At 67.3% G+C, this 18,182-nt stretch carries 15 protein-coding genes and 1 pseudogene; 4 read left to right on the top strand and 12 right to left on the bottom strand.

Features of this window, described 5'->3' with window-relative positions; translation table 11 throughout:
- Positions 1-5 precede the first annotated feature (5 nt).
- The 3 genes from bfr to AB0D12_RS37605 all read right to left on the bottom strand — a co-directional run bounded on the left by bfr (position 6) and on the right by AB0D12_RS37605 (position 2,727).
- Positions 6-485, bottom strand: coding sequence for a bacterioferritin (gene bfr, locus AB0D12_RS37615; protein WP_362693543.1), 480 nt, complete (start codon positions 483-485; stop codon positions 6-8).
- Positions 486-738: 253 nt separating this feature from the next.
- The gene (locus tag AB0D12_RS37610) at positions 739-1,371 is read right to left on the bottom strand and encodes a histidine phosphatase family protein (protein ID WP_362693540.1); all 633 of its coding nucleotides are present in this window, start codon (positions 1,369-1,371) and stop codon (positions 739-741) included.
- 129 nt (positions 1,372-1,500) lie between these two features.
- Complete coding sequence (locus AB0D12_RS37605) at positions 1,501-2,727, bottom strand: DUF418 domain-containing protein (protein WP_362693538.1); 1,227 nt, start codon at positions 2,725-2,727, stop codon at positions 1,501-1,503.
- Positions 2,728-2,901: 174 nt separating this feature from the next.
- Here AB0D12_RS37605 and AB0D12_RS37600 point away from each other — a divergent pair, with 174 nt between their 5' ends.
- Together AB0D12_RS37600 and AB0D12_RS37595 are read left to right on the top strand one after the other, a co-directional pair.
- On the top strand, positions 2,902-3,567 hold the full coding sequence (locus AB0D12_RS37600) for a response regulator transcription factor (protein WP_362693599.1): 666 nt from the start codon (positions 2,902-2,904) through the stop codon (positions 3,565-3,567).
- The gene (locus tag AB0D12_RS37595) at positions 3,564-4,667 is read left to right on the top strand and encodes a histidine kinase (protein WP_362693535.1); all 1,104 of its coding nucleotides are present in this window, start codon (positions 3,564-3,566) and stop codon (positions 4,665-4,667) included. The genes AB0D12_RS37600 and AB0D12_RS37595 overlap by 4 nt, the downstream gene beginning before the upstream one ends.
- A 97-nt stretch (positions 4,668-4,764) precedes the next feature.
- Here the strand turns inward: AB0D12_RS37595 and AB0D12_RS37590 are convergent, their stop codons facing one another.
- The 3 genes from AB0D12_RS37590 to AB0D12_RS37580 all read right to left on the bottom strand — a co-directional run bounded on the left by AB0D12_RS37590 (position 4,765) and on the right by AB0D12_RS37580 (position 9,139).
- Positions 4,765-5,406 (bottom strand): TetR family transcriptional regulator, encoded by a 642-nt coding sequence (locus tag AB0D12_RS37590; protein WP_362693532.1) that lies wholly within the window; start codon positions 5,404-5,406, stop codon positions 4,765-4,767.
- A 105-nt stretch (positions 5,407-5,511) separates the two neighbouring features.
- A complete protein-coding gene (locus tag AB0D12_RS37585; RefSeq protein ID WP_362693529.1) occupies positions 5,512-7,569 on the bottom strand; it encodes a discoidin domain-containing protein in 2,058 nt (685 codons plus the stop codon).
- A gap of 364 nt (positions 7,570-7,933) precedes the next feature.
- Complete coding sequence (locus AB0D12_RS37580) at positions 7,934-9,139, bottom strand: MFS transporter (protein ID WP_362693596.1); 1,206 nt, start codon at positions 9,137-9,139, stop codon at positions 7,934-7,936.
- 650 nt (positions 9,140-9,789) lie between these two features.
- Between AB0D12_RS37580 and AB0D12_RS37575 the strand changes: the two genes are divergently transcribed.
- On the top strand, positions 9,790-10,911 hold the full coding sequence (locus tag AB0D12_RS37575; RefSeq protein WP_362693526.1) for a selina-4(15),7(11)-diene synthase: 1,122 nt from the start codon (positions 9,790-9,792) through the stop codon (positions 10,909-10,911).
- A gap of 251 nt (positions 10,912-11,162) precedes the next feature.
- Here the strand turns inward: AB0D12_RS37575 and AB0D12_RS37570 are convergent, their stop codons facing one another.
- The 3 genes from AB0D12_RS37570 to AB0D12_RS37560 all read right to left on the bottom strand — a co-directional run bounded on the left by AB0D12_RS37570 (position 11,163) and on the right by AB0D12_RS37560 (position 13,505).
- Positions 11,163-11,636: a hypothetical protein gene (locus AB0D12_RS37570; protein WP_362693524.1), complete on the bottom strand. Its 474-nt coding sequence runs from the start codon at positions 11,634-11,636 to the stop codon at positions 11,163-11,165.
- Between the two features lie 282 nt (positions 11,637-11,918).
- Entirely contained in the window at positions 11,919-12,056 is a 138-nt protein-coding gene (locus AB0D12_RS37565; protein WP_362693521.1) for a hypothetical protein, read from the bottom strand.
- Between the two features lie 132 nt (positions 12,057-12,188).
- Positions 12,189-13,505, bottom strand: coding sequence for a cytochrome P450 (locus AB0D12_RS37560; protein ID WP_362693518.1), 1,317 nt, complete (start codon positions 13,503-13,505; stop codon positions 12,189-12,191).
- A 950-nt stretch (positions 13,506-14,455) separates the two neighbouring features.
- On the opposite strand from AB0D12_RS37560, the gene AB0D12_RS37555 reads away from it, so the two are divergent.
- Positions 14,456-15,877: a cytochrome P450 gene (locus tag AB0D12_RS37555; RefSeq protein WP_362693515.1), complete on the top strand. Its 1,422-nt coding sequence runs from the start codon at positions 14,456-14,458 to the stop codon at positions 15,875-15,877.
- A 385-nt stretch (positions 15,878-16,262) separates the two neighbouring features.
- On the opposite strand, the gene AB0D12_RS37550 is transcribed toward AB0D12_RS37555, so the two are convergent.
- From AB0D12_RS37550 to AB0D12_RS37540, 3 genes and pseudogenes are all read right to left on the bottom strand, one after another.
- On the bottom strand, positions 16,263-16,394 hold the full coding sequence (locus tag AB0D12_RS37550; protein WP_362693512.1) for a hypothetical protein: 132 nt from the start codon (positions 16,392-16,394) through the stop codon (positions 16,263-16,265).
- Between the two features lie 628 nt (positions 16,395-17,022).
- A complete protein-coding gene (locus AB0D12_RS37545; protein WP_362693509.1) occupies positions 17,023-17,604 on the bottom strand; it encodes a GNAT family N-acetyltransferase in 582 nt (193 codons plus the stop codon).
- 154 nt (positions 17,605-17,758) lie between these two features.
- Positions 17,759-18,182: pseudogene (locus AB0D12_RS37540) on the bottom strand (2,3-diaminopropionate biosynthesis protein SbnA); the annotation flags it as partial.

Raw genomic sequence — 18,182 nt, 5'->3', positions numbered from 1 at the left:
GCGGCTCAGCTCTCCGGCTGCTCGATCAACTGGGCGAGGTAGAGCGGCTCACCCAGCTTCTCGATCAGCTCCAGCTGGGTGTCGAGGTAGTCGATGTGCTGTTCCTCGTCGGCAAGAATCGACTCGAAGAGGTTCGCCGAGGTGATGTCGCCCTTGGCCCGCATGACGTCGGTGCCGCGCTTGAGGCGGTCGATCGCCTCGACCTCGACTTCGCGGTCCGCCTGGAACATCTCGGTGACCGTCTGTCCCACTCGCACATGAAAGAGCCGCTGGTAGTTCGGCAGGCCGTCCAACAGGAGGATCCGGTCGGTCAGGACCTCCGCGTGGTTCATCTCTTCGAACGACTCGTGCCGGGTATGTGCGGCAAGCTTGGTCCAGCCGAAGTTCTCCTGCATCTTGGTGTGCAGGAAGTACTGGTTGATCGCGGTCAGCTCGGCGGTCAGCTGCTCGTTGAGGAACTCCATGATCTCGGGGTCACCCTGCATGGCTCGCCTCCCTGCTCCTGGCCGGGTGGGCACGAAGAGACGCCGCACCGGCGGCCGCCTGCATACGGACATCGTTTCACCAGACAAGTCCGACTTCCAGGAAGGCCACACTTACCCGCCCCCCGCGCGCAACGGCCATCAGATGGTTCACATGTGGCCGGAGGGGGGCGTTGGAGGCGACGGGGGCGCAGGCGGCGGCGATGCCGGCGGGGTCTCGGCGGGGGATGGTGTCACTGACCGGACTTCCTTCGTCTCAAGGCATGGAAGCAGCGTGAACTACCGCCGGCTCCTTCAGGGAGTGACGAGGCCGAGCCCGCTGTTCCAGCGGCCACGGCGCGATGTACCGGACGCTCCAGGGGCCACCGCGCGATGTAAAGGAGAACGCGGACAGGGGCGGCACATCGAGATGCCAGAAGGCTTTTGCCGGCGCGGAAAAAGCATGGACGAGCAAGGCCCGGACAACGGCTGGTTCGGTGATGGCCAATGCGCGGCCCGTGTCAGGCGGCACACTGCTCAGCCAGTTCGCGACTCGGTGGCAGAGCTGGCGTACGGACTCGCCGCCATGCGGCGCGGCATCCGGGTCGGTGAGCCAGGCGGTAAACCCGTGAGGGTCGGTGGTGGCGACCTCGTCGATTGTGCAGCCGCGCCACGTGCCGTAGTCGAAGTCGCGCAGCGCGGGCTCGAGTCTTGACTCCAGGCCGAGGGCGTCGGCGATCTGCGCGCAGCGGGAGGAAGGCGCACGGATGGCGAGCGGGTACGGAGGGAGCGCTGCTCCGGCGGCGGCAGCCTCGCGCAGACCGCGCTGACTCATGGGGCCGTCACCGAAGAGTGCGTCCCTGCCGGTGTCCCCGGTTGTTGCACACAGAAATGTCAGTCGGACTGTCATGCGGCTGACCTCCTTCATCGCCCGGCATGACGCCGGATGGCTGTGAGACCTTCGAAAACCTGGGACCGAGGGGGTCGGTGGAGGTTGTGTCCGGTAGAGGCTCTTGGAGGTTTCGTTGTCCGCCGCCGGTCAGTTGATGAGGCGGGCGGGTGTGGTGGCGGCGTGCAGCATGTATTCGAGTGGTCCGCGCCGGAAGAACCGGGTCCAGATGAGGGCCAGCAGCATGGCGGCTGCGACGAAGCCGAGGAGGACTGGTAGGGCAGCGGAGTCCGGCAGGTCGTCGGTGCCCAGGGCCTTGATGGCGAGGATGTGGCCGACGTAAGCGGTCAGGGACATCGAGCCGAGGGCGATGACGGGCGGGGCCAGCCACCACAGGCGCGTCGACCGGTCCGTGGCGATGAGGCAGGCTGCCAGGACCACGAGGGCGACGCCGGTGTTGCCCAGGATGGACCATGTCGTCTGGCTGTGCGGCGCGGCAACGAGCAGCCAGTCAGGAGTGCTGGTGGTGGGGTCGCCGACGGTGTCGGACCACCAGGCCGATCCGGCCGACCCGCCGTCCGTGGTCGCGCTCACGGTGGCCTGCGCGCCCGGGACCAGATGCAGGGCCAGCCATGAGCCTCCGTAGCCGAGTACGGCCAGCGCGCCGCCGGAGAGGGCGACATTGACGCGGATGTCGGGCCGGTTGAGGTCGAGCCGGGCCACCGCCATTCCGGCGATGATGAAGGGCAGCCAGGTCAATACCGGGTACTCGCCGGTGATGAACAGCCCGACGATTCCGTCCGAGCCGGTGATGCGGGCCAGCGGATCGTGGGCGATGACGGTATCGGTCCAGCTTCCGCCTTCGGCCGCAGCCCGAAGCGGGTACAGGACCTGGGGCATGACGAGCGCGGTCGACGCGGCGATGACGGCCAGAGTGACCGCCCGCAGCCGGTACAGCGGAAGGGCGAGGACGAAGAGCAGTCCGTAGCAGGCAAGGATCACGTCGACCGGGGTGTCCAGTGCGGTCAAGGCGTATCCCAGGACGATCAGGACGGCGGAGCGGATCAGTACCCTGCCCACCGCCTGCCGCCCCGCACGCCCGGTCCGCGGCTGCGGCCGCCCGGTGAGAAGGACCAGGGAGAACCCGGCAAGCAGAGCGAACAGGGCAGCGGACCGGCCACGGGCCACCTCCATCACCCAGCCCAGCGGGCCGCCCACTGACGGCTCGGGACCGACGTGGGCCGCGTACATGCCGAGGATCGCCAGACCGCGCGCCAGGTCGAGGCCGATCAGCCGCCCTGTTGACGGCTTGAGGAAGGGGGAGCGGCCTGCCTCGGCCGCGGGTGCCGCCGCGGACGCCGCTACATCGTGCGTCATGTCCTCAAGAGTCGGAGAAGCTCCCGGTCATAACCATCCGGCAGGTGTCCGGACCGCCCCCGCCGACTGGCTGGCGCACCCCTGCCGCCTGGCCGGATTCGGTGTCGGGCACCCGCAGGGCGTCCCTCGGCATGGTACGAATCGGACAGTGGTCCGATGGCGAGTGGAGCACGTGTGATCCGGGTAATGGTGGTCGACGACGAGGCCCTGATTCGTACGGGCTTTCAGCACATCCTCGACGCGGCGGACGGCATCGAGGTCGTGGCGACGGTTCCTGGCGGCCAGGCGGTCCGGACGGCGCAGCGGATACGTCCCGACCTCGTGCTGCTGGACGTCCGGATGCCGGACGTCGACGGACTCACCGTTCTGGCCGCCCTCCGTCGGCTGCCGCGCCCTCCGGTGGTGGCCATGCTCACGACGTTCGACATGGATGAGTACGTGGCAACGGCACTTCGCTCGGGCGCCGCCGGCTTCCTGCTCAAGGACACCGACCCCGAGGAACTGCCGTTCCTGGTGCGGACCCTGGCCGACGGCGGCACCGTACTGTCGTCCAAGGTCACCCGGACGGTCGTGGACGGCTACCTCGAGGCCGGCTCCCAGGAACCCGCCCCCCACAGCCTTGACCGGCTGACCGACCGCGAGCGCGCCGTACTCGTCCTCATCGCCGAGGGACTGTCCAACACCGACATCGCCACGCGGATGCACCTGAGCACCGGCACGGTCAAGGACCATGTGAGCGCCATCCTCACCAAGCTGGAGGTGGGCGGCCGCGTCCAGGCCGCACTGCTCGCCGAACGGGCCGGCCTTCTCAAGCCGCCGCGGGAGCAGGAGGGGGGATGATCCCCCGCCGCGTGACCACCCCGCTGCTGGACGCCGCCCTCGTCGCGGCCGCGCTGCTCGATGTCTGGGTCAATGTCCACATCGACGAGCCGCTACGCCTGGCCTGCGCCCTGGCCGCCGCCTTCTCGCTTCTCTTGCGCCATCGCCTGCCGCTGCTCACCTTCCTGCTCACCCTGCCCGCCGTCCTGCTCTCCGACGCGACCTTCGCCGCGCTGGCCGCGCTGTACACACTCGCCTCGCTCACCCGAAGCCGCACCCTGCTGGTCATCTGCGCCATGGCGTTCACGATCGGCGACATTTCCTCGTGGCCGTCACCGAACTTCGACCTGTCGAACACCTCGACCTGGATCACGCTGGGCTACACCGCGGCGACGGCGGCCGCTCCCGTCTTCCTCGGCCAGCTCGTCCAGACCCGGCGTGATCTGTCACTGAGGCTCGCCGAAATCTCCGAGGCGCGTGACCACGAGCGGCTGCTGACCGCCCAGACGGTGCTGGCCAAGGAGCGCGCGCAGCTCGCCCGGGAGATGCATGACGTGGTCTCTCACCAGGTCAGCCTGATTGCGGTGCGGGCCGGAGCGCTCCAGGTCGGCACCCGGGACGCCGAAGTCAAAGAGGCCGCAGCCACGATCCGGCGGCTGAGCGTACAGACCCTGGACGAACTGCGGCACATGGTCAGCGTCCTGCGCGCCTCCGGGGGCCGCCCCACTGAGCTCACCCCGCAGCCGTCCCTGGCCGACCTCCAGCAACTGGTCGACAGCAGCGGCATCGAGGCCGAGCTGCAGACGGATCTGCCCGACGGCCTTCCGCCGACCGTCCAGCGCGCCATCTACCGCACCGTCCAGGAAGCGCTGACCAACGTACGCAAGCACGCCCCCGGCGCAACCGCGAGTGTTCGCATGGGCCACGAGGGCGACGCCGTCCATGTCACGGTCACCAATACCGCACCGACCCGGCCCGCTCTCCCTCTGCCCAGCGCGCACTACGGCCTGGTCGGCCTGGGGCAGCGCGCCGCGCTTCTCGGTGGCACTGTCACCTTCGGCCCGACGGCCGACGGCGGCTACGAACTCCGCCTGGAGCTTCCGGCCGAAGGCACATCGTGACCAGTGGACACGAGCGGCCCCGCTGCGCGATCGAGTTGACGGACAGCTGGTGCTGGGCAGGGTGGTGGTGCTCAGAGTGCAAGACGTATGAGTCGATTCAGGTGGGGCGCGGTGGTGAAACGGCCCCGGGGGCGGCCGGTCGGACTTCCTCGCGGACGAGGTCGACGACTTGGTCGGCGATCATGTCGAGGATGCCCGCCGCGGCTGTGTCATCGCCGAGAACGAGGAAGTTCAGGGTGAGTCCGTCGGTCATGACGGCCAGATAGCGGGCCAACACGGGGACGGGTACGCGGAGTTCGAACTTCATGCTGTGGCGGAGCTGTTCGATGAGTTCGGTGTAGGTGTCGGAGTACAGCTCGTACTGCCGCCGCGCCAGATGTTCGAATCCCGGCTGACGCAGGGCGTACTGCGTGAGTTCGTAAGTGAGCATGTGCTCCCCGGGGTTGGCGGACACATGCTCCCAGTAGGCATGGAATCCCGCCCGGATGGTCTCCCGAAGGGTGGCCTTCGGCCGGATCGCCTCCTTCACCACCGTGACGTAGTGATCGGTGATCGCCGCGATGACTGACTCGAGCAGGGCCTGCTTGGAGTCGAAGCAGTAGTGGAAGACGCTCAGCGAGACGCCCGCCTCGGCGGCGATGGACCGGGTCGTCGTCCTGGAGACACCGTCGCGCGTCATCGCGCGGATCGCTGCCTCGATCAGCTGTCGACGCCGCTCGGCCGACGGCATCCGTGCCATGTGGTTCCCTTCGGTCTTGTGACGCGGCGAGGCACGCGGCCGGGGCCGGCCGGATCAGGAGAGCTGATCCGGCCGGCCCCGGCCCTGGGCACTCCATCGGTGTCGTCAGCTGCTGTAGACGCCGACTTCGTGGAGGGAGTAGCCCCAGTTGGTGCCGCGCTCCAGCCCGTGGATGCGTACGTAGCGGGCTGTCGTTCCGGTGAACTGTGCCGTGTCCAGGCCGCCGTCGCCGGCGGTCGTGGACCATACGGACTGCCAGTTCGTGCCGTCGGTGGAGACCTCGATACGGTACGCCTTCCCATAGGCGCGCTCCCAGTTGAGGGTGACGCGCTTGATCAGGCTCGGTGCCCCGAGGTCGAACCGGAGCCACTGGTCGTCGCTCCAGTCGCTCGCCCAGCGGGTGTCCGCGTTGCCGTCCACGGCCCTGTCGGGTGCGTAACTCGTGAACAGGCTCCACTCCGACGAACTGGCCGAGGCGGACGAGCCTGCGGCAAGGTTCACCCCGGCCTTGTGGTTCTCGGACGCCTTCCAGGTGTCGAGGTAGGACTCGGCGCCACGGAAGAGGTCGTCCACTACACCCTTGCCGCCGACGATCCGTATGTCCTCCAGCCAGTCCGGGACCAGACCGTAGTGCGCGGCGCCGTCGGTGTTGATGTCCCAGGTGCGCTCGCCGGTGGTCTGCTTGTCGATGACGGCGCTTCCGTCGGCGCTGCGGAAGGGGTACCGCACTGGGTTCGGGGTGTCCGCACCGCGGGGCCCCGGCCAGCCGCCGACACCGTTCATGTCGGTGCCGTAGCCGTAGCCGACGTGGTACTTGTCGCGCAGCGCCTTCGTCCGGTTCGCCTCTGCGGTGAACCCCTCGGCGCCGTGCATGTACTGGGCGATGAAGCCGCCGAGACCGTAGACCCGCTCGGTCCAGTTGAGGTCCATCCAGCTGTGCGAGGAGATCACGCCGGGGTACGACTCGGACTCGAAGACGTCCAGGGCCCGGCCCGCGGCCTTGACGCTCATATGGTCGATCTCCAGCATCATCTTGCGTTTCATCATGCCGCGCACGGCGTACTCACCGAGCTCGGTGAGACCGCGGGTGTTGCACTGTGCGTCCGCGGCGTACGACGGGACCTTCACGCCCTGCGGAAGTTCCTTCTCCGCCTCGGGCGCCGACGCGATGCCGATGGGGTTGTCGTGCTGCGGGCCTTTGCACTTCTCCGTCTTCCAGAAGGTGCCGGTCGACAGGAACTGGCCGACGTTGATCGCCGTGCCGAGGGTGCCCTCGTCGAAACGGACCCCGCACAGGGCGTTGTCGAATTTGTGACACAGGAACATGCTGCGTACGCCCAGCTTGTACAGCTCGTCCAGACCGCGGTCGATGTCGTCCTTGCCGCACTGCGCGATGTCCAGTATCTGCTTGCATCCGAACGGCTCTGAGGTCTCCACCCCCAGAACGACGGCAAGCTTGCCCTGCTGGATGACCTGGCGGGCCTGCGCGGTGTCGGTGACGATCCTGAACCAGCCCTTGCCCGGGCCGCCGTACATCTTGTCGATGTAGGCCTGCATGTCGTACGTCTTCTGCGCCTGCAGGCGGATGGAGGTCATCTCGTCGCAGCTGCGGTCCTTGAAGAAGTAGACCGAGCAGATCACGCCGTTGGTGACGAGGTCGTTGACGAGCACTCGCTGGCCGCCGCGCCAGGCCCGCTCGATCCAGGCGTAGTAGTTCTGCTGGTGGGTCAACGAGTCATGGGCCGGCCAGTCCTTGAACGTCGGCCATCCGTTGGGGTCGTGCTTGCCATCGCCACCTTTGGTGATGAAGTCGAAGATCGCGAGCGAGCCGTCGGGGTAGTGCTCGGGGCAGTCCTTGAGCGCGTCCGCGATCCCCAGTTCGGAGAACGGTTTGCCGCAGATGAGCCGGCCGCCGAAGGCCTCGTTGGACATCAGGTGGTTGTGTGCGTCGACGAAGCCCCGTACCTGTCCCTGGGAGTCGGTCCCTTTGAAGGGCTCGCCCGTGACATTGATCTGGGAGTCGGGCGCGGGCCGCGCGGCCGGGGTCCACCAGCCGGACTCGGCCGAGGAACTGGGCGCTGTGCCGAGGACCATGGCCACCACGGTGAGGAGCAGCGACAGAACCGCGATGGGCCTGCGTTTGCGGTGCGAGTGTCGAGTCATGGGCATCACTCATGCCTTCGGTAAGCGGATGGTGGGGGGTGAGGAGCCGATGCCGTCCGGGGTCACGTCCGTCCCTGGGGTGGGTTGTCATGGCCCGTGTAAGCGGTGCGACGAGAATCGCGACTATCACACTCGGAGTCAATAGTCCGGGACGGATGACCTGATGGCTCGGCCGATCCGCCGAACTCGTCGGGTGGGCAGGGGTGATGGCGGTCGAACAGGCCTTCAGGACCAACCGCAACCGTGGGCGACGGCCTCTCTCCCGCAACACATCTCACGGATGGCCGTCGCCGATCGGTCCCGTGGACCGATGCACAGTGCTGCTCCGGGACCGCCAAGAAGCGCGGCCCTCACGGGCGCCCGGCTACACCCCCGTCGGCGGCCTGCGCGCAGCGTATGTTCCCGCGCCCGCCGCCAGCAGCATCACGCAGCCCGTGAAAATCAGCCCGGCTTGGCGCAGCCCGAGCCATGTGGCCATGGCGCCGACACCGACCACCGGCACCGAGATCCCGGTGTAGGCGACGACGAAGAACGCCGAAATGGTGCCGCCTCGTTGCTGTGCCGGGGCCGCGCCGCTGACCAGGGTGAGTGCCGCGCGAAAGGCCAGTCCCTGGCCGGTGCCACCGCACAGGGCGCCCAGGACCAGCAGAAGCATGGATTCGGCGATCAGTGATGACGCCACGAACAGCAGGCCCACAACGAGGATGCCGCACCCCACGGGGAGCGCGAGGCGCGCGCCGATCCGTTGTGTCAGGGACTGCCCGACGGTCGAACCGAGGAACACGGAGAACACCACCGCGCCCGAAACGGCCAGGTTGTGCACACCCAGCGTCTGCGAGGCAAAGCTCGGCGCGACCGCCGTGAACAGCCCGAGAAGCGCGAAGCCGGCGAACGCCGCCAGCGCGGCGGGCGCGAACACGCCCTTCACCTCCGGCGGCACGGTGACTCCCTGCGGCTTCAGCTGCGGCCATCGCTTCGGCTCCGCCACGGTCTCCGGCAGGAACCAGGTGATCCCACTGGCCGCAGCCACCAGCCCCAGGTGGACCCAGAACGGCAACATCAGCGGCCAGGGTGTGTACTGCGCGAGGAGGCCGGAGAGCAGTGGCCCGCAGCCCAGACCACCCATGTTCGCCGCGGTGGCGGCAAACCCGGCCCGCGCCTTCTGTCCAGGACCGGCCAGCTCGATGACGGCCGCTGTCGCCGCGCCGCTCAGCAGGCCGGCCGCGCAGCCGGACAGCAGCCGCCCCGCGAAGAGCAGAGGCAGACCGCTCTGCAGGAGGAAGCATCCAGCACTCGCGGCCGACAGAGCCATGGCGCACAGGAGCACAGGTCTTCGGCCGACCTCGTCGGAGTAGTTGCCCGCCACCAGCAGCACGGTGATGACCGCGACGGCATACACGGCGAAGATAACGGTCACCATCAGCTCGGAGAAGCCGATCTGTTCCTGGTAGAGCCCGTACAGCGGTGTCGGCAGGGTGGTCCCGGCCATCCCGATGGCGAACACCGCTGCCGCAGCCGGATAGCCCGGTCGCCAACCACCGCCTGCGTTCACTGCGCCCTCGCGAACCATCACGCACGTCACCCTACGAGCGCCCCCTCGCTGCCGCCGCCCGGCACGAGGCGCGCTGCCCCGAACGTGAGCCGGCGCGGGCCTCACCCGGCGCGGAACTGTTTGTTGTGCAGCGGTGACCGGAGGGACTTGGTAATTGTCAGTCCCAGACAGCTGGGACACACTCAGCGTCGCCCAGCACTGGATGCTGCGCAGCGTCCTGGGCATCGGTCCGGCCGTCCCGGCCGGCCGGCGCCAAGCCCGACTGAGCCGCGCCGAGAAATGGGTGCTCAACCTCGCCGCCGTCCGCCAATACCGCCAGCGCGAGGGGCACTTGGACGTACCCCGCGGGCATCGCGAAACCGTGGACGGCCAGACCATCACATCACCCTGGGGATCTTCATCGCCAACGCCCGGGCACGGCACGACAGCCTCGCGCCCGACCGCGTCACCGCGCACTCGACGAGCCCGGCTCCTGCGGGGAGATCCCGCCGGCGACGGTGCGGGCGGCACGGGCGGCGATCGGCTTCCTCCGTGGGAAGGGGGTCTTGGAGGGCTGACTTCCCGTCAGTACGATGCGCCTTAGTTGATCACTCAGCGTGTGGTTTCGGCCATGGTCCGTGAATGCCACGCTGAGTGCTCGCGCGCCGACAACTGAGAGGGAATCAAGAGTGACTCACGCACTGGCAGTTCCGCCGATGTACGCTCCCATCCCGTCCGCCGTGCACCCGAGCTACGCAGCCATCGATGCACGGACGGCAGTCTGGGCCGACACATTCGGTATCGGATCGCAGGAGTGGCGCCGCCGCCTCGTCACCCAGGACATCGGCGTGTTCGCCGCTCGAATCCTTCCTGAGGGGCAGGAAGAAGTCGTCGCGCTTCTCTCCGACTTCGTCATATGGCTCTTCGGCGTGGACGACGGCTACTGCGAGGAAGGCGATCTGGGCGACAAACCGGGCGAGTTGGCGGCGGCGCTGCACCGTCTGCTGCGCATTGCGCAGAACCCCGAGTCGCCCATGCTCACGGACGACCCCCTCGCCGAGGGGCTGCGTGATCTGACGCTGCGGGTGGCCCGTTGCGGAACCGCCCTGCAGGCCGGGCGGTGGGTGGACACCCTGCGCGAGTACTTCTTCGCCGTGGTGTGGGAGGCGGAGCACCGCGCCGCGAGCCGGGTTCCCAATCTGAACGACTACACCTTGATGCGCCTCTACGACGGCGCGACCTCCGTGGTGCAGCCGTTTTTGGAGATGGGGCACGGATTTGAACTCCAGCCCTATGAACGGGACAGCAATGCGGTGCGGGCCGCCTCCGAGATGACCTCGTTCATCACCACGTGGGACAACGACATCTACTCACACCACAAGGAAAGCCGCGGGACGGGCTACTACCTGAACGTCATTCGGGTGCTGGAGCACGAGTACGCGCTGAGTCCGGACGAGGCGCTGACCAAGGCGATAGCCCAGCGCGACCGCGTGATGTGTCTCTTCCTGAGCCTGCGTGCGAAGTTGGATGACGAGGGCAGCCCGCAGGTGCGGAAGTATCTGCGCGGCCTCTCCTCGTTCATTCGGGCGACCCAGGACTGGAGCATCAGCTCCCTGCGCTACACCACGCCCGACGACCCGGCCGCCCTTCCCTCGTCGTTCACCGACAGTCCGACCGACGACAGCACCGACCCGCTGGACATCCCCTCGATCTCCTGGTGGTGGGATCTGGTGCCCGTCTCCCGAACGGCGCCTCTGGGCCAGTCCAGTGTTCCGCCCGGAGCGAGCCGGTACACCCCTGGTCCCGCCTGATCTCGCTTCGGGGCACCGTGGAGGCATGACCGAGAGCTTCGGGGTTGTGCCTCCATCCATGAATCGGGGTGTCGCCGGTTGCGGGCGTCCAGCCGAATGCCTGGCTGTGCCTAACGCCCAGGCAGGGATCCCTGCGGGAGGAAGAAGAAGAATACGTCGCTCTGGGTGACGAAAGTCTGCAGTGATCGTTTCCCGCACTCGCGGTGATCCTTTCCCAGTTTGCTGTTCAGCGTTGGGGCGAAGCCAGGAGTCTACGGCCACACGACCTTGCCGTACCGAACCGTCAGGGACTCAAATCGGTCGGACTCGCAGAACCTGGTCCAGCCCAGGTGGACCGTACTGGTGGAGGGACGGTGACGGTCATCGGCTTTGGTAGCCAACCAGCTGAGCAGTTCACCAATGCGGTCGAATTCGTCGGGGTGAATCTCCTGTCGAATGGTTACGGCCCATGCCCCATAACGGGCGTCCTCCGGTTGCAGCAGCACCGAGACGAGTGCTCCGTCCACCTTCCAGGCCTCGCCGTGGCGGCCCAGCAGAGGCACAGGATGGTCCTCGGTGACGAGTTCGCCGCGGTCGTCCTCTACAACGACCGGAAACGCAGGCACGATGTGGAGCTTCTCCGGCTTGGGGCCCAGCCCGAGATGCCACCGAAGCTCTGCGACCTCCTCGTCCAGGAGATTCTCCGCCAGGTTGAGGACGATTGAGAGCTCGTAGATGTCAGCCATGGCGGCAAGGTATCGCCCTGGTATGACGATTCCACTGGCCGCGACCGGTCAGATCAGTGAGGCGGACCAGACTCCTGCAGTTGATGACGGGATGAGCTGCCACAGTCGTGGCTGCGCAGGAACACGGGCTCTGCTCCTCGGGCACACCGACAGCCAACCTCCGATTGCGCAGGGTATCGAATTCCTTCGCCAACGCCCCCTGCTCGGAGGGCACTTACGCAAAGGGGCGTCCGGATCCGAGATGGTTCCGGACGCCCTGGATCGAGCAGTGCCGTAGCGTCTTTACAGGTCGCGGCGGGGGGTGATCGGACGCAGGAGAACGAACACGCCGATCGCTCGAATGATGGCCGGGGCTTCCACAACTACGGCCATGACCAGGACTTCGAGCATCCCGACGAGGGCGATGCTGAGCGGGCTCATGATCCTCCACAGTGCTGAAGCAGGCACAGGACAGAACCGGTTCGCGCCCGGCCGTCGGCACCTGCGAGCAGGGCGATCACGGACAACGCAAGCATTCTTCCGCAGGTACGGAAGCGTTGGCCATGGGGCCGATCACCGAGACGTGTCTCGAGCACGCCGGGTGACGGTCATCGGAATGCTGTCGGCATGGGCCACGGCTGAGGCCACTTCCTTGGGCGTGTGTCCGGGAACCGGCGTGAACTGCCACTCGGAGAGCAGCGTCGCGAGGGCGATGGTTGCCTCGGTCCAGGCGTACTGTTCGCCGATGCATTTGTGGTTGCCCCCGCCGAAGGGGGTGAACGCTCCGCGGGGGATGTTGTCCCGGTTCTCGGGCAGCCACCGGTCGGGGCTAAAGGTGTCGGCGTCGTCGAAGACGTCGGGATCGCGGTGAATGGCGTACAGGCTGAATGCGACCTCCGTGCCTGCCGGGAGGGTGACACCGCCGAGCTCCACCTCCGTCGTGGTTCGGCGCATCAGGATCGTGACGCCGTGGAGGCGCACAGCTTCGTCCAGTGCGCGGCGTATACCTGTGAGCTTCGGTATGTCCTGGATGGTTACCTGCCGGTCTCCGACGACTTCGTGGATCTCCTCGACGATCTTCCTCTCGACGTCGGGGTGGGAGGCCAGTTCATGGAAGGTCCAGGCGAGAGCGGCCGCGGTGGTCTCCGCACCGGCGAAGAGGATCGTGCTGAGCTCGTCCCGGACTTCGGTGTCGGACAGGGCCTTCTCTTTGAGGAGGAGGGACAGCAGGTCGTGACGGTCGGAGGCGCCTTCGCGGCGTGCTGCGGCGATCACGTCGTCGATGACGCTCTTCAGGCTGGCTGCGGCGGCGTCGAACTCCCGGTTGGCCCGGATGGGCAGCCGGTCCAGGGCCTTGGGGGACATGGCGCGTTTGAGGAGGTTCGCCAGTACGACGGGGAGGTTGTCGCGTACGGCCTTCACCGCCGGGCGTCCGATGTCGGTCGAGAACAGGGTCTCGGCCAGCGTCTCGATGCTGTACTCGGCCATCGCCAGTTCCAGGTCTACCGTCTGGCCCGGTTGCCAGGCGTCGGCGAGAGCGCGCGCATTCCGGCTCATGATGTCGGAGTAGTCGGCGATCCGTTCCTTGGTGAACATGGGTTGCAGCAGTCGCCGGTTCCTGTGGTGCACTTCGCCGCTGGCGGTGGCGATGCCGTTGCCGACCAGGGGTTTCAGCTGGTCGAAGAAGCGGCCCTTCTCGAACCTGCGCGCCTGTCTGACCATCACTTCCTGTGCCAGGTCGGCAGAGGTGACGAAGTAGACAGGCAACGTGCCGAGGTTGACCCGCACGACGTCACCGTGCTGGCGCAGCGATGACAAAAAGGTGAAGGGATCGCGTACGAGCTGGAGGACGTGGCCGAGGAGCGGAACGGCTCCAGGGGCACGCGGCACAGACGGGGAACTGGCCGATTGCAACCCAAGTGACACTTATTCAGTCCTTTGCTCGGTATGGTGCGCCGACCTGTCGTGTCGAGGCGGAGGTGTACTGCCGTGGTCCGGCAGTCGCGATCGTCCGGCGTGCGCCACTTCGACCTCAGTGCTCTTCCTTCTCGGAATGCGGCAGCGGATCACAGCGCGCTGCTGGCTGCGTGCAGCGTCTGTCGTCGCAGGTGAGCAGTGCTGAGTGAGTGTGCTGAGCTACCGGCAAGCATGGTGTCCTCCATTCTCCATCATGGTCTGTTCGTGGCCAGATGCCAGAGTGAGGAAGTCTTCTTGCCGCTTTCTCTGGGGGAGGCATGAGGCCTGTGGGTCTGGGGGAGTAACAAGGGTTACGGCTGTATGCGGCGCGGGCTCTCGCCGTTGCCTCAGTGAGCTCGATTGGGCGCACAGTCCGCGGAGGCCTGTGGCGCGACGGGGAATTGGCGCCGACCTCGAGGCTTCGTTCGCGCTTGCGTTTGGCATGATGCCGGTCGAGGAGTGCAGGGTGTAGGCACAGGCGGGCAGCCTGGCCTTCGACGCAGCCGACGCAACGGTCCCCGGGGCTTCACCATGTCGCCACCGGGCCGGCAGCAACGCACCTGGCGACCCCAACTGGGCGTCCCCACAGGCATGTTCCATGCCAGACCCGTAGCAGAGAGCTGAGCGGACCATGGATATGCTGCGCTGCGCTCCTGCTCCGTCCTCAGCCCCGAGGAGACCCTCGTTCCGTGTTCAGCGCTCCCGTCCTTGTGGTGTGCCCCCCTGCGCTTCTCGCTGCCCATTGGTGTGCTCGCCTGCCGGCCATCAACTGGCAGCGCGCGCGACGTGATCAGGGATGGCGGCGGCGAACTCCCGAATGTGGCCGAGGTCGACGAGCCGGTCAGTCTGCGCTCCTTACGTCATTGCTGCTTCCCGGAGGCCTTGTGACCACCTCGTATCCAGAATCAAACGGTTTCTCGGCCGCGTCCGCGCCGCCTTCCGGCTGCCCCGCCCACGGCCTCGGGTCGACGGGCCCGAGGCGGTTGTACGGGCCGGAGGCGGGCGACGCTCCCCGTGCCCTGTACGCCAAGCTCCGCGAAGCGCACGGTCCGGTGGCGCCGGTCCTGCTGCCGGGAGACGTACCAGCCTGGCTCGTCCTCGGGCACCGGGAGAATCTGGACGTGATGCGTACTCCGTCGCTGTTCTCCTGCGACTCCCGCATATGGAACGTCCAGCTGACGGCGGACTCACCTCTGCTGCCCCTGACGGCCTGGCAACGCCTGATCGTCTTCGCGGACGGTGAGGAGCATGCCCGGCTCCGCAGCGCGGTCACCGACAGCCTCGACGAGTTGAACCGTCACGGCATCCGCCGGCACGTCGTCCGCTACACCCATCAGCTGATCGACGGCTTCGCCCCTACGGGACGGGTCGACCTGGTTGCCGACTTCGCAGAGCAGCTGTCGAGCCTGGTCCTGGCCCGCCAGTTCGGTATCCGGGAGCAGGACGCCCTCATCCTGGGCATCGCGGTCCGGGACATGGTGAAGGGCACCCCAACCGCGCTGCAGAGCAACCAGTTCGTCGTCTCCGTCATGACGGACCTTGTGAAGCGGAAGAAAGACAAGCCCGGCAAGGACTTCGCCAGCTCCCTGCTGCATCACCAGTCGCAGCTCACCGATGACGAAGTGAGCGAGCACCTGCGGCACGCAATCGTCGCCGCACACGAGAACACCACCAACCTGATCGGCAACACCCTCCGGGTCGTGCTGACCGACCGGCGGTTCCGCTCGAATCTTTCCGGCGGGTCGATGACACTGCCGGATGCCCTCGAGCAGGTGATGTGGGACGCCCCGCCGCTCGCGGTGGTGCCCAACCGGTGGGCGACCGGCGACACCCTCCTCGGAGGCCAGCAGATCAGGAAGGGTGACATGGTGATGCTGGGCTTGGCCGCAGGGAACGTAGACCCCGAGATCCGGCCCGACCTCACCACCCCCGTGCACGGCAACCGTTCGCACCTCGCTTTCAGCGGCGGGCCCCATGAATGCCCCGGGCAGGACATCGGCCGCGCAATCTCCGACACCGGCATCGACACCCTGCTCACACGCGTCCCCGACCTCGAACTCGCCGTTGCTGAGCCCGAGCTGACGGAGACGGCGTCACTGGTATCCAGCCGCCTCGACAGCCTTCCGGCAACATTCAAATCTCAGCGGCCGCATGCCAGCGACGAGAAGACCGCCGGCACCGGCACGGCTGCATCGCAGGCACAGCCGCTCCCCGCCGCCACGCTGCCCGCGGCCGCAGGCGAACCCGCCACCAGCGGTCCGCGCAGGCCGTGGTGGAGGAGGTTCTTCAGGGACCGCGCGCGCTGACAGCACGGAACACCGAAGGGGCCCGGACCTTATGTCCGGGCCCCTTCGTGCGGATGAGCGCCGCGCTTCATCAGTGGCTGCGATGCATGGGCCTCGGGTGCCTCAGCCGGCCGAGGCTGCCTTCAGGGCCTTCAGGGCCTTCGGGACCTTCATACTCCCCAGCCGAGTACCCTCGCCGCGGAACGCTCCTCGCGGAACTGGCTGAGCGCTGCGGCCGCCAGGGACCGCAACGAGTCCGGCCGAGGCCAAGGCCGCTCGAGCGCCCCCTCGCTCCCGCCGCCCGGCACGAGGCGGCGCGCTGCCCCGCACGAACGTGAGCCGGCGCAGACCTCACCCGGCGCGGAACCGTTTGTTGTGCCGAGGTGACCGAGGGGCTTGGGAATCGTCAGCCCCAGAGTTTGTAAGTCATTTCCCGCTGCGCCGGCGGTGGCTTGCTGTCGGTGTAGATGAGTCGCAGCCGGGTGAAATGCTGCAGCTCCGGATGCTTCGGCCAGGTCTCTGGGCGGTCGAACCTCACGGTGACAGGGTAGGAGCGGAACTTGCCTGCCGCGCAGTAGGGCTGACAGTCATTCACCACGTCGCGTCCGCTGCCCACAGCCGACGTCGGTCCCCAGTGGGACCATCGGAGTGTGATGAGGCGGTTGTTGCCATCCCCGCAGGCGAGCAAGAAGTCGCCGGGGCGTATCTGTGATTTCGAGAAACAGTCGACGGCCACAACCTGAGCGGGCGAAGGTGACCCTGCGGAAGCGGATGCCGGTACTACTGCTGCTGCGAGCGCTGTAGCAGCACACAGCATGACCGTTGTCTTGAGCTTGTGTCTCTGCATGTCGGCTCCCAGCTGCCTCTTTTCGAGCCTACGCGGCCTTCCGTGTACACGTGACTCCCCCGCGCTGCGATCTGCCCGTCAGGAGCAGTCGTCGGTGGTGATGGCGCCCCTTTCTTCCAACGGTTGTTCCTGAATCGACGCTACGACCGTGCCCAGGGATGCACCACCCGAACAGGCGCTCACCATGCAGAGCAGGAAATGTCAATTTGCCTTCGATGGATCACGATGCGTCTGCCGAACCCAACGCCGGAGGGCCCTGGCAGAGCTGCGAAATTCTGCGTGCGGCACCAATGAGGGTCATGTCGACCTGCCCGGGGCGTCACCAGAGCTTGTCGATCTCTCCTGGATGCAGCTCGATGCGGCAGTTTCGGAACGACGCCCGGGCCTGCCTGCCCTCGGCCGAGAAGAAGTCGGCCATCGTGACCTTGTCGAAGCCGGGCTGGTCGCTCGGGAAGGGAACCTGCGGTGTTCCCCCGATGAGCACCGTCCCAGGAAGAAGGTTCCAGCCCGCGCTCTCATAGAACGCCTGGAGCGGGCGGTCGCAGGTGAAGAACCCCAGGTCCAGCCCCTGGGTGAGCATCGTCGCCCGGGCCGCCGCAACCAGGCGGCGGCCATGTCCGCGACCACGAGCCTCCCGGCGCGTCACCACAGTGCTCAGCCCACCAGCGGCATAGCGCCGACCCGTATGGGCGATCTCCTTGGACAGGATGTCCAGCGCGGCCAGCACCGTGCCCTCGTCCATCAGCAGCATCGACCACGGCCGCAGCACAGGATCGTGGGTTGGCGCATCGGCAGGGGTGACCGAGACGCGCGTGGACGGCCACGCCTGCTCCTGGATCTCCCGCACCTGCACGCGGAGCTCGGACGGAGTGGCTTCTTCGGGGAAGGACAGGATCTGCACGCGCTGATTGTGCTCACACACCACACGAGCGCAACCGACTTTCCCGGCGGTGCGATCGGCTGGACCGACGGCGGTGGCGGCAGCCGGAAGGCCCGCACCCCTTTCAAGATCCCTCACGCGGGACTTGCGTCACCGACCTCCTTGGACAGAGCTTCTAGGTCTTACGATCCTGGAGCTGATGGCGCCGCTTGCCACTGGGGTCGCCGTTCTGGAGGTCCGGCCGGTTGCCCGACCGCGTCGGTGGCGTGGGGGCGGCTGCCCAGGAACCGGTGGCCACCTTGTCGGGGTTGAGCACGTCCTTGCCGTACAGGTCCTGCAGCCAGTTGGTCTGGTAGATGGTGTCGAGGTAGCGCTCGCCGAGGTCCGGGGCGATGGCCACGGCGGTGAGATCGCGCGCGTCGTGCCGGGCCAGCCAGCCCATGGCGCCGCTGACCACCGTGCCGGTGGATCCGCCGAACAGGAAGCCCGCTCTGGCCAGACGATGGCAGGCGCGGATGGTGTCCGCCTCCTCGACGCGAATCACCTCGTCCACATAGGACTCGTCGAGCAGCGGCGGACGGATGCTCATGCCCAGGCCG

It is taken from the genome of Streptomyces sp. NPDC048479 (assembly GCF_040651435.1).
GTDB lineage: Bacteria > Actinomycetota > Actinomycetes > Streptomycetales > Streptomycetaceae > Streptomyces.
The sequence above is the reverse complement of the archived record's forward strand: the minus strand, read 5'-3'. Positions and strand labels throughout refer to the sequence as shown.